The sequence below is a fragment of the Streptomyces sp. Je 1-369 genome, assembly GCF_026810505.1.
GTDB lineage: Bacteria > Actinomycetota > Actinomycetes > Streptomycetales > Streptomycetaceae > Streptomyces.
Genome location: NZ_CP101750.1, coordinates 2,855,412 through 2,867,681, shown reverse-complemented (window position 1 = coordinate 2,867,681; position 12,270 = coordinate 2,855,412). Strand labels below are relative to the sequence as shown.

Sequence of the window (12,270 nt, the reverse complement as noted above, 5' to 3'; positions counted from 1 at the left end):
CAAGTAAATGAACCGGCCCCGTCTTCGTTCTCGCGCGCGAGCGCGTGCGCGGTTCCGCGCGCCGCTCACGCTCGCCGTGCCCGCGGCGCTCGCCGTCGCGTTCCTGCTCATGCCGCTCGTCGGCATCCTCGCCCGGACCGAGTGGGGCGACCTCGGGAGCCATCTGACGACTCCCGGGGTCACCCAGGCCCTGCGGCTCTCGCTGCTCGTGTCCCTCTGGGCCCTCGGGCTCTCGCTCCTCCTCGGAGTGCCGCTGGCCTGGCTGCTCGCGCGGGTGGAGTTCCGGGGGAAGGCGCTCGTACGGTCCCTCGTGCTGCTGCCGATGGTGCTGCCGCCGACCGTCGGCGGTGTCGCGCTGCTCCTCGGGTTCGGGCGGCGCGGGCTGCTCGGGCCGTGGCTGGAGGACACCTTCGGGATCGTGCTGCCCTTCCATACGTCCGGTGCGGTGGTCGCGGCGACGTTCGTCGCGATGCCGTTCCTCGTGATCAGTCTGGAGGGCGCGCTGGGTGGGTTGCGGCCCGGGTTCGAGGAGACCGCGGCGTCGCTGGGGGCGTCTCCGGTACGGGTGTTCCTCACCGTCACCCTGCCGATGGTCGCCCCCGGACTCGCCGCCGGCGCCGCGCTGACCTGGGCGCGGGCGCTCGGTGAGTTCGGCGCCACGATCACCTTCGCGGGCAACCTGCCGGGGACCACGCAGACCCTGCCCCTCCAGGTGTATCTGCTGTTGCAGGACTCGCCGGAGGCCGCGACTTCGTTGTCGTTGTTGCTGCTCGCCATCGCCATGGCCGTGTTGGTCGGGTTGCGGGGGCGGTGGACCGCGGGGGCTGCGGGGGGCGGTCCGGCGCGGGTACGGGAGCCTGTGCGCGGCGGCGAGGAGGATCAGGTGGGGGCGTTCGCTCCGCCCGTGGAGGTCGCCGGGGCGGACGAGAAGTGGGGGCTGCACGCCGACGTCACCGGGTACAACCAGCTCACCCTCGACGCCGGGCCCGGCACCACGATCGCCGTCGTCGGGCCCAACGGCGCGGGCAAGACGACGCTGCTGCGTGCCCTCCTCGGCCTCACTCCGCGCGCCCACGCGGAGCTTCGGCTCGGCGAACGCGACGTCACGGGTCTGCCTCCGCACCGGCGCGGGGTGGCTTGGGTGCCTCAGGAAGGTGCGCTCTTCCCGCACCTGAACGCGCTCGGCAACACCGCGTACGGGCTGCGCGCGCAGGGCGTACGGCGTGCCGATGCCCGGCGCGAGGCGCAGGCGTGGCTCGACCGGCTCGGCGTCGGGCACCTCGCCCACCGTCGGCCCGCGCAGCTCTCCGGAGGGCAGGCGCAGCGGGTCGCCCTCGCGCGTGCGCTGGCCGCCCGCCCCCGGCTGCTGCTCCTCGACGAGCCGCTCGCCGCCCTCGACCAGACCACCCGCGCCCACGTCCGGCACACCCTGCGCCGCCACCTCGACGGCTTCGGCGGCGTCTGCCTCATCGTCACCCACGACCCCGTCGAGGCGGTGTCGCTGGCCGACCGGGTCCTCGTACTCGACGAAGGGCGTACGTTGCAGGACGCGCCGCCCGCCGAGGTCACCCGGCATCCGCGCTCGCCCTGGGTGGCCCGCATGCTCGGCCGCAACGCCTGGCCCGGTACCGCTGCCGCCGACGGGACGCTCGCGCTGGCGGGCGAGGGGCGCCTGGTCGTCGCCGACCCGCTGGAGGAGGGCGCGCGGGCGCTCGCCGTCATCGCGCCGGAGGCGGTGTCCCTGCACTGCGAGAAGCCGGGGGGCAGCCCGCGCAACGTGTGGCCGGGGACGGTACGGGAGATCACCACGGCGGGCAGTCGGCTGCGCGTCCTCGTCACCTCGGGTGAGGCGCCCGACCTGGTCGCCGAGATCACTCCGCAGGCGGCGGTGGAGTTGGGGCTGGTGGAGGGAGCCGAGGTGTGGACGAGCGTGAAGGCTACGGAGGTCTCGGTGGTGGGGTTGTAGCTCGCGCCAGGGCGCGTGCCGGGCGTCGCGGGGCAGGCGGGACCTCCGACACAGGTCCTAGAGCGGCGCCTGCCACGTCGTCGTCGTTCCCGCCTCCACGCCGTCCGTGTCCCCGTCGTCGTACACCGTCAGCCGTACGCCCGCGCGGCCGTCCGGCAGCGTGGCCCGTGCGTCGACCGCGACGTCCACGCGCGTGACGCCCGTACGGCGGGACGCCGCGGCCAGGGCGCGGCGCAGGGCGGCGAGCAGGCGGCCCGCCGCCGGTTCCGTGACCTGCGTGTCGACGGCGCCCGCGAAGTGCACGGAAGGCTGGATGCCGAGGATCGCCGACGCGCCCGCCGTCTCGCGCAGGACCTTGCCCCGGAACGTGGCGGGGGCGTCCGCGGGGGGCTGCTGGAGCGCGAAGATGGCGGTGCGGACCTCCTGGATCGTGGACTCCAGCTCGTCCACGGCGTGGTCCAGGGTCGACTCGACCTGGGTCGACCTGGCCTTGCGGCGCGTGCCCTCCAGCATCATGCCGGTCGCGAAGAGGCGCTGGACCACGAGGTCGTGCAGGTCGCGGGCGATGCGGTCGCGGTCCTCGAAGACCGCGAGACGCTGCCGGCTCTGCTGGGCGTCGGCGAGGACGAGGGCGAGCGCGGCCTGTGAGGCGAACTGGGTCGCGAGCAGGCGTTCGGCGGAGGTGTAGGCGGGGGCGCCGCGCCTGCGGGGGAGTGCGAGCGTGCCGATGAGGCGGCCGCCCGCCTGCAACGGCAGCATCATGCTCGGGCCGAAGCGGGCGCGCACGTGCGTCGTCATACGGGGGTCGGTCGCCGAGTCGTCGATGTAGACGGGTTCACCGCCGAGCAGCTGGGTGAGGACCGCGCTGCCGGGCTCGATGGTGGTGCCGATGAGGTCGTTGTGGTGGGTGTGCTTGCTGCTGCCAGTGGTGCGTGCGGCTGAGCGAGGTACGTCCGCGGGGGGCCCTGCGGGGCGTGACGTGCCGTCAACCGGGCGGCGCCTGTGTGCCGACGACCCCCACCCGTGCGGCTCCCCGTCCGTGGCCGCCGCCACGATCCGCATGCCGCCCGCGTCCGTGGGTTGCAGGATCACGCCCGCCGCCGCGCCCGCGAGGACGCGCGCCCGGTCCGCCACCGTCATCAGCGCGTCCGCCGCCGCCTCGCCGGTGAGCAGGGCCGTGGTGACCGCCGCCGCGCCCTCGATCCAGCGCTCCCGCTGCCGGGCCGCCTCGAACAGGCGGGCGTTGCCGATCGCGATGCCCGCCTGGCTCGCCAGGACCCGAAGGAGCTGGCGGTCCTCGTCGGTGAAGGCGCCGCCCCGGTCCTTCTCGGCGAGCAGCAGCGTCCCGAACGGATCGTCGTGGACGTGGATCGGTACGTCGATGACGGTGCCGTCCGCGGTCGGGCGTACGCACGGCACGCCGTCGGGGTAGCGCCCGGGTCCGCCCGCCACGAACAGCTCGGCGGGGCCCCCGTGGCCGGGGGTGTCGACACCGAGCGTGCCGAGCCCGGCCCCGGTCAGCCGGGCCGCGCTGTCCACGATGTGCTGCAGCGTCGCCCGGAGTTCGAGGTCCGTGCCGACGCTGAGGACCGCCTCGAGGATCGGCTGCATCGAGGGCTGCTGCGGCTCCGTGCCTCTGCCTTCGCTCGCGTCGGCGCCTGCGCCTGCGCCTTCGGGCATCTCGGTCACGTACGACGTACTCCATGGTCGAGGTGAGGGCACGCGTCGGCCGTTCGGCTCAGCCGGACAGGGGCGCCAGCGCCAGCGGTTGGATCTTGCCCTCAAGCATCGCACCAAGTCCCAGTACAGCGCATACATCCGGTCGTTCCGCGATATGTACGGGCATGCCGGTTGCGTCCCGCAGCATCTGGTCGAGACCCGGCAGCAGCGCGCTGCCGCCGACCATCATGATTCCGCGGTCCGCGAGGTCGGCCACCAGGTCCGGCGGGCAGTCGCGCAGTACCTTGCCGATGCCGTCGAGCACGGCGGTCAGCGGGGTGTGGATGGCGTCGCGGACCGCGGCCGTGTCGACCTGGACGGAGCGGGCCAGACCCGTCGCGACGTCCCTGCCGTGGATCTCCGTCGACTCCGGTCCCTGCGGGGTGAGGCCGTTGCCGCGCAGCGCGAGCTGGAGGGGGCGTACGGACTGGGAGGGCAGCATCAGTTCGTGGTGGTGGCGCAGGTGCTGCACGATCGCGTTGTCGATGGCCTCGCCGCCGACGGGAATGCGTTCCGCGGTCACGATCGAGCCGAGGGAGAGGACCGCGACCTGCGTGGTGGCGGCGCCGCAGACGAGGATCATCGTCGCCTCGGGACGCTCCACCGGCAGCCCGCAGCCGACGGCCGCCGCGATGAGCGTGTCGACCAGTTCCACGCGGCGTGCCCCGAGCCCGACCATCGTCTCGACGGCGGCGCGCTGGGCCAGCGGGTCCGCGTCGTGCGGCGTGCAGGCGGCGGCGCGCAGCCGGGGCTTGCGGCGCAGCGTGCGGCGGAGCTTCTCGCCGATCAGGTGGCGCAGCATGCGCTGGGCCATCTCGATGTCGACGACGGTGCCGCCGGAGACGGGGCGGACCACCCGGATGTAGCCGGGCGTACGTCCCGTCATCTGCTCGGCGAACTGGCCGACCGCGATGAGCGCGCCGGTGCGCGTGTTGACGGCGGCGGCGCTCGGCTGGTCGACGACGAGGCCCGCCCCCTTCACGTACACGCGGGTTCTCGCGGCTCCCAGGTCGACGGCGATGTGGCAGCGGCGCAACTGCTCCAGACTGACGGTCATGGCAGATCCTCCCGAGAGCGCGGACCGTACGGACCGTCGGACGACGGTCCTGTCTCGCATCGTGCGGCGGCCGGACGCGGCTCGCGCGCTGGGCTGAGCCGGGCGGGGTGCCGCCGCACGGGTGGTGTTGAGGGCGTCGCGGGCGGTGCGGTGGTTCCGGCGAACGGTGCGGTGGTTCCAGTGGACCCGGAGGGGTTGCTACCGAAAAGGTGCGTACTCGCCTATCTGACGGGATTTCATATGCCCTGTCGTCCGTCTTCCGCGCGGACGAGGTCGACGAACTCGCGCAGGGATGTGACGGTACGGGAGACCCCTACGGACCGGAGTCCCTCCGCGGACCGTTTGTCGGGGGCGTGGCCGATGAAGGGGATGCCGAGGGTGCGGGCGGCGACCGCCTCGTGCGGGGATGCGCCGAGCATCAGGCAGCGGTCCGGCGGGTCGCCGAGTCCGGCCAGGGCCCGGGTCAGGCGGTCGGGGTCCGGCATCAGGCGCGCGACGTCCGCTGTGCGGCCGTGGATTCCGGCGCGCGGGGCGGGGAGGCCGTACGCGGCGAGGTACGTCGACACGGCCTCGCGCGAGGTGTCGGTGGCGATGCAGACCCAATGGTCCGCGAGGAGTGCGCGGAGTGGTCCGAGCTGGTCGAGCGGCACCGCGACGGACGCGCGGTCCGTCTCCAGTGTGGTGAGGCGTGCGTGCAGTTCCGCGGCGTACTCCTGGTGATGGGCCAGCGCGCGCAGTACGTCCAAGGGGTGGGTGCGGTCCTCGCTGGGCAGCGCGGCCGTGCCCGCGGCCACGAGCGGCTCACCTGCGAGTGCGCCCTCGGGGCGGCGGTACTCGCTGACCACGGAGAGGAGGGAGAGCGCGGCCGTACGCGCCGTGCGGCCGGGGAAGAGGTGGGTGAGGACGCCGTCGAAGCCGAGCAGGATCGGTGGTCCGGCCGGGGCGCGGGGCGCTGTGATCTGGTGGTACCAGTGGTGAGTGCCACGCATGGGCTCGAATGCGGGTGCGTGGGGCAGTTCCCGGAGGCCGAGGCTCCTGTGCAGTGCGTCGGGGAGGGCGACCACGATGCGACCTCCGCCCCGGCCGAACAGGTGCCGCAGTCCGTCGGGGAACCGTGGCGCGGAAGCCGCCTGTTCCGTGCTCTGCGCGATCGTGACGGCGACGGTGAGTCCCGGGAGATCCCCGAAGAGGGAGGGGAGCTCTCCCAGGAGAGCCGACAGCAGTTGCGGGGCAGGGGCTTCCGGGGCGACGGCCGCCAGCCAGCCGCCCGTACAGGGGCGGAGTGTGTACTGCTCGAAAGCGCTGTGTACCAGGAAGCCGGAGACCCACCTGCCCAGCGCTTCCAGGACCGCGTCGGACCGGGTGCCGGGTGCGACACACTCGAATGCCACCAGGGTGCGCCGCCCTCCGCCCTCGGCGGGGTCTGCGCGCAGCAGGCGCTCGTGGAGCCGGTCGATGTCCGCCCGCGCCCGTGCCGCGGCCGGCCCCGGCACCCCGTCCAGGGACTCCCCCCGCCACAGCGCGAGAGCCTCCCGCGTTCGTGCGTGGGCCACCTCCGCGTCCCTTGCCGCCCGCGCCGCGTCGGCTTCGTCGATCAGCCGCCGGTAGCGGAGCACGTCGACGGAGTCGTCGTCCGACAGGCGGAGGGAGTACCCCTCGGCCTGCTCGGACAGCGGCAGTTCCATCACGTCGCGGATGTGGGTGAGGCAGGCGTCGAGGAGGGAGACCGTGGGGTCGGCACGGTCGGCTCCCCACAGGCCCTCGGCCAGCTCCGCGTACGAGAGCGGGCGGCCCTCGGCGAGGAGCAGCATGCAGAGCACCGCCCGGCACTCCGGCGTGCCCGTCGGTACGGGGTCGCCGCCCAGGAGCACAGCGAGTCGACCCATCAGGGTGATGCTGATGGTTGGACGCACTGTGAGGTGCAACAGCTGGGACGCTGCCTGCCGTTGACGATCCAGTGCGCCGGTTTCGAGGTCGACGACGGCCGACTCCAGGGCCCTCAGGACCGCCGGGGGGAGGACGCCGCGGCGTGCGGGGCCCGAAGTCCGGCCCACCGGTGTCGTCGCCGAGCCCGTGTACGCCTCGTGCACCACGTGTCCGAGCGCCAGCAGGTCGGCATGCCGGGCCGCCGGGCCGTACGGCGTGAGAGTGAAGCCGCACAGGACCGGGCCGCGCTCCGAGGGGACCCGCACCTGTTCGGCGGAGATCGCGCCGTGGGCGATGGTCTGGGCGTGCAGGGCCAGGACCGCGTCGGCCAGTGACGTCACCACCCCCAGCAGGACGTTACCGGGGAGACCTTCGGGGTGCCCCAGAAGGATCTCGTCGAGGTTGCGGCCCGGTACGAACTCCGTGACCAGGTAGAAGACTCCGTCGTCCACGCCGTGGTCGCGGACGGCGGCGACATGCTCGTGCCGGAAGCGCGCGAGCCGCGCCGCCTCATTCGATGCGCGGGGCCGGTCCGACGCCGTCAGGAATCGCTGCACCACCACGACCTCGCCCTCGCCGCCGCCGGAGAGGTCGTCCGCGAGCCATACGCCGGGACTCCGGCCGATCTGTGCGACGCCGCGGTAGCGGCCGCCGAGCAGGTGGTCCCGTTCCCCGCCGAGCTGCCGGACGCTCTCGGGGGCGAGGGTCGCGAACGCTCCGGCCGCGTTACCCGCGTTACCCGCGCTGTCCGCACTGCTCTCCGTTCCCGTGTCGCCGGGGACCGGTGCATGGGCCACCGCCCGCAGCTCGCCCGGTGCCACGCCCGCCCGGTCGTCGATCAAACCGCCCACCCGGGCGAGGAGTTCACGGGTGCGCCCGCGTGCCGTGCGCGGCAGGGTGCGCAGGAGCAGTTCGCGTACGCCGTCCCGGAAGGCGTACGTGCCGGACGGGCTCTCCGGTGCCTCGGCGAGCATGCCGCTGAGGATCACCTCGGCGAGGTGCTGCGGCCGTGGCTGCCTCTCCACCGCCCGGTGGACCAGGCGCATGACCGGCAACACCGGTTCGCCCAGAGCGAGATGACCGGCGAGCCGGAACGCCTCGGGGGACGCGGTGGAGCGGAAGCGCAGCACCAGTTCCTCGGCGGTGAGCCGGGTGATGTCCTCGCGGGGCGGGGTGGCTCCCGGAACCGCTGCGTGCGACGGCTGCATGCGTGTTGTGGGAGTAAGCCAGCCCACGGCCCCGGGTAGTCGGGCACCACCGGGGTCGGTGATCAGCGCCGCCCAGTTCGCCAGCCAGTTCGCCGCGGGCTCCAGGACAGGGATGGGCAGGGCGTCACCGGGGTGCGGCTCGTCGAGGGCGTCGTACGCGGTGAACGTGAGGGCCGCGGACGGCGCCGCCGGGTGCGGGGCCGACAGCAGGCCGGGCGTCGTCGGCAGAGCAGAGGTGCGCCACAGGCGTTCGGGGAGCGGCTGGACCACGGCCAGCGGCATGCGGGCCGCCCAGCGTCGCAGCGTGCGGTGCCAGCGGGTGGCGCCGGGGCCCTCGCGCCACTGCGGACCCATGCAGTCGCTGACCACCAGGACGACGGTACGGCCATCGACGGGTACGGACGCCGCCCTCGCCGGGACCGTGCCGTCGGGCGACGCGCGGTGCAGCTCGACCGTGCGGAACACGCCGGACTGGGCCAGCGCGGCGTGCAGTTCCCGTACGAGCGGCCGCCACATCGGCATCGTCGCGCCGCCGTCGTGCACGACGCAGAGCCGGAGCCAGCGCTCGGGGGACGGCCGGAGAACGGGGAGCCACCCTTGCGGCTGTCCGCCGAGCAGGGCGATGCGGTGGGCGGTGGCCTCCTCGTCGAGGAACCGTCCGGTGGGCGAGGGGACGTAGCGCTTGAGGGGGCGCACCGCGCGTTGCAGGGCGAGCGGGTGGGCGAGCATCGGCGGGACGGGCACGTGGGGGGGCGCGACGGGTGCGGGGGCCCGGGGCGGGCGGGGGGGGGGGGGGGGGCGCGGGGGGGGGGGGCGTGGGGGGGGGGGGGGGGGGGGGGTGGGTGGGGGGGGGGGGGGGGGGGGGGGCGGGGCGGGGGGGGGGGGCGGGGGGGGGGGGGGCGGGGGGGGTGGGGGCGCTTCTCCGGGTCCTTGGGGGTGGGCTCGTGGGTGGTTTCGGAGTCGGTTGTGGGGTGGGGCGCGGGCTGGGATTCCGCAGAGGGGTCGGGCGACGGGTCCGGGGTACGGCTCGGCTCGGGTGGTGCGGGCAAGTGGGATGCCAGCCACAGGAGTTCCGCCAGTTCGGTCGGCGTGAGGTGACGGGACCCTCCCGAGACGTCGGCCAGCAGGCCGGCGAGGTGTGCGACCTCGCCGGGGTGCGGTTGCGGTTGCCGGTCAGAAGGCATTGCGGCCGGTGTCGGTGGCCGTCGACAGGTAGGGCATCAGCTGCTGCGCCAGTTCGTCCCGCGAGTCGCCGTCGAGGCCCGCGGCGCCGGTCAGGTAGATGGCGTTGAGGAGCTGGTCCGTGGCGAGTTCGCCGCCCGCGCCGCGTTCGAGGAAGCGGGTGATGAGGCCGCGGGCGTAGGCGTCCGGCTCGCCGAGGTGGGCGCGGACGATCTCTTCCAGGTGTTCGTCGCGGGGCTGGCGCAGCCGCAGGGTGACGCAGCGGCGCAGGAACGCGGGCGGGAACTCGCGTTCTCCGTTGCTGGTGAGGACGACGAAGGGGAAGGCGCGGCAGCGGACGCGGCCCTTCTCGACGGTGACCGGAGTGTCGGTGCCGTCGGTCAGGAGGGTCGCGCGCGGGGTGCGCTTGGCGACCCGCAGCAGCTCCGGGATCTCGTACTGGCCCTCCTCCAGGACGTTCAGGAGATCGTTGGGGAGGTCGAGGTCGCTCTTGTCGATCTCGTCGATGAGGAGGGCGCGGGGGCGGGCGTAGGGCAGGAGGGCGGTGCCCAGGGGGCCGAGCCGCAGGTGGTCGGCCACGCCTGCGCGGTCCACGGGGGCGGCGGTTTCGTCGGGGGTGGTGGTCTCGTGTGAGGGCTGGGAGGGCTGGGAGGGCTGGGAGGGCTGCGGGAGGTGCGGGAGGTACGGGGGGTGCTGGGACTGTGTGGGCGGCGGGGACTGCGGGGCCTTTGGGCCGTGGGGTGCGCGTGAGGCGACCGGTGTGCCCGGCGCGTGCGACGCACCCTGCGCGCGCGTGCGGGGCCGGACGATCTCGTCCCGCGCGGCCCGCCCCGCCGCGTACAGCCGCGACAGCGGGTCGTACTGGTAGAGCGCGTCGTGCAGCGTGCTGCGGCTCGTGATGTTCCAGCGCAGTACCGGACCGAGCCGCAGCTCGCGGGCGACGGCGTACGCCAGGCTCGACTTGCCGCTGCCGGGCGGGCCCGTGATCAGCAGCGGGCGCCGCAAGTAGAGCGCCGCGTTGACGAGTTGCACCGCCTCGTCCGTGGCGCGGTAGGTGCGGGCCCGGTGGGCGCGGTCGGGGCTGGTGGTGGCCCCGTCGTCGACGGGGGTCTCCAGGGCGGGGCCACCGTCGAAGGCACGCCAGGGCGGGGGCGGCGGCAGGTCCGTGATGCCGTCGTGAGGCGCTGTCCTGCCGGTGTAGACGGGCCACTGGCTCATGTGGGTTCTCCGGTGGGGTGCGTGCGCTCAGCGGATGACGGGGAGTGCTGGGTGACAGGAGGGGCGGGGGCGATGAGAGAGGAGAGGGAGGCGGAGGGGGCGGGGGAGGCAGGGGGAGCCCGTAGAGGCAGAGGAGGCAGAGGAGGCAGAGGGGTCAGAGAGGGCAGAGGGGGCAAGGGTGACCGGGGAGAGCCGCGGGGCCGCGGTCGCGTCGGGGAAGCAGCGCGGGTCGTCCCACAGGAGCTGGACGTCCCTGGCCCAGTGCCGCTCGGGCGCGTCGGACGCCTCGGCGCTCTCGCGCAGCGCGAGGACGTGGCGGGGCAGTTCGGCGGGCGGCAGGCCGTCCAGGTACGCGGCGAGCCGGTCCAGGAAGTCCGTACCGGCGCAGGCCTGTGCCTCGTCGTGGTCGCCGTGCTCGCAGCCGGTGCGCGGCCACACGAGGATGGGCGCGGGCGCGTTCAGGGAGGCCTCGAAGTGGGGCCGGACGCGGGGTGCGGTCGGGGCCGCGGCGAAGCCCGCCAGGTCCGCCTCGTCGCGGCGGAGCAGGAAGCGGAGCCTGTTCGGCTTCTCGCTGGTGCCGCACTCGACGCGGTGCAGGGTCGCCGACGTCCTGCCGCCGAGCCGTTCCCACTTGCGGGCGAGCTGGTGGCGCAGGCCGCCGGTGCGGCGGGTGCGTTCGGTCACGACGAGGGGGTACGAGCAGCCGAGCGGCGTCGGATCGTCGGCGCTGCGCTGCCAGTTCGCGACCGGCTCGTTGAGCCACTCGCGGGGCAGTACGAAGGCGATCAACTCGTCGGCGCCCGGCGGGAGGTGCCAGAACGCCTCCTCGATGTGCTCCTGGACGTGGGTCCGCACCTCGCTCCTGTGCAGGGTGCGCGAGTCGACGGGGTGGCGGCGGCCCTCGCGGTGGGCGGAGACCGTGACGAGGACCTGGTCGGCGTCGCCGCCGCTGTGCTCTATCTCGATGAGGATCGGCGCCCAGGCCGGGCCCGCGGCGGAAGGCTCCGGCCTGGCGGGGGCGGGCACCGTGCGGTGAGGCGCGTGGCCGGGTGCCGCGCGGGCGGGGTCCGCCCCGGGGCGTAGCCGGGTGTCGAGCAGGGCGGTCAGCCGGTCGGCGAAGCGGGTCGCGGCCTCCGGTTCCCCGACCTCCCACAGCAGATACCAGGCCGCGGCCCACAGGGAGTCGAAGCCGCCCTCCGGCACCGGCGGTCCGAACGGTCCCGCCGCGTCCAGGTACAGGCGTTCCGGATTGCGGGCGAACTCGGTGTCGGCGGCCTTCCCGACGACTTCGCGCAGTCGTTCCGCGGTACTCGGCTCGTGCGAGGGCGTGCGGACCAGTCCGGCGAGGCGGGGCCAGTAGCGGGACATGACGGACGTGGGGAGCATTCGGCCGCTGAGGATGTCGGGCGTACCGTCCGCCGCGGACAGCATGCCGACGACGCGGCCGGTGTCGGCGAGGGCCACCGCCGCACCGCTGAACCCCGGCGCGAGCCGCTGGCCGTGGGCGCTCCACGCCTCCAGCTGGATCCACTCGCCCGCGATCAACTGGGCGGCCGTGACCCGGTATTCGGCGATCGTGCCCTCGTCGTACCCGAGCGGGAAGCCGTACACGATGAGGCGCGGGCGCGGCTCGCCGTACGCGTCGTCGGGCGCCGCGAACTCGGCGGGGGCGACCGGCACCGAACGCTCCAGTTCCAGCACGGCGAGGTCGCCGGGGTCGTCGTGGCGGCCCTGCCAGCCGCCGTGGCCGGTGACCGTGGCGCACACGGGCGTGAGCTCCCTGTGGTGCGGGAAGGTGACGGTGACGGGGTGGCTCGGGTTGTCCTTGACGACGTGCGCGCAGGTGAGGACGTGCCGCGCCGAGACGAGGAAGCCCGCGCCGACCTCGCCGCCGCAGTCGATGCGGGCGTGCCAGGAGGTGTTCTTCATGGCGTACGGAATGGCGTGCGGGTTGGTGTACGTGCTGGTGTGCGGGATGGTGTACGTGCCTGCCT

At 74.4% G+C, this 12,270-nt stretch carries 6 protein-coding genes; 1 reads left to right on the top strand and 5 read right to left on the bottom strand.

Annotation, left to right across the window (positions count from 1 at the left end):
• The first annotated feature begins 7 nt into the window (after positions 1-7).
• On the top strand, positions 8-1,966 hold the full coding sequence (locus tag NOO62_RS13075) for an ABC transporter permease (RefSeq protein WP_268771060.1): 1,959 nt from the start codon (positions 8-10) through the stop codon (positions 1,964-1,966).
• 57 nt (positions 1,967-2,023) lie between these two features.
• Here NOO62_RS13075 and NOO62_RS13070 read toward each other — a convergent pair whose 3' ends face one another.
• The 5 genes from NOO62_RS13070 to NOO62_RS13050 form a co-directional block, all read right to left on the bottom strand.
• The gene (locus tag NOO62_RS13070; protein WP_414930985.1) at positions 2,024-3,646 is read right to left on the bottom strand and encodes a GAF domain-containing protein; all 1,623 of its coding nucleotides are present in this window, start codon (positions 3,644-3,646) and stop codon (positions 2,024-2,026) included.
• Between the two features lie 58 nt (positions 3,647-3,704).
• Entirely contained in the window at positions 3,705-4,742 is a 1,038-nt protein-coding gene (locus NOO62_RS13065) for a rod shape-determining protein (RefSeq protein WP_268771059.1), read from the bottom strand.
• A 236-nt stretch (positions 4,743-4,978) separates the two neighbouring features.
• Positions 4,979-8,941: an SAV_2336 N-terminal domain-related protein gene (locus tag NOO62_RS13060; protein WP_268771058.1), complete on the bottom strand. Its 3,963-nt coding sequence runs from the start codon at positions 8,939-8,941 to the stop codon at positions 4,979-4,981.
• A 108-nt stretch (positions 8,942-9,049) separates the two neighbouring features.
• Positions 9,050-10,276: an AAA family ATPase gene (locus NOO62_RS13055; RefSeq protein ID WP_268771057.1), complete on the bottom strand. Its 1,227-nt coding sequence runs from the start codon at positions 10,274-10,276 to the stop codon at positions 9,050-9,052.
• A 27-nt stretch (positions 10,277-10,303) separates the two neighbouring features.
• A complete protein-coding gene (locus NOO62_RS13050; RefSeq protein WP_268771056.1) occupies positions 10,304-12,205 on the bottom strand; it encodes a trypsin-like peptidase domain-containing protein in 1,902 nt (633 codons plus the stop codon).
• Positions 12,206-12,270: the final 65 nt, after the last annotated feature.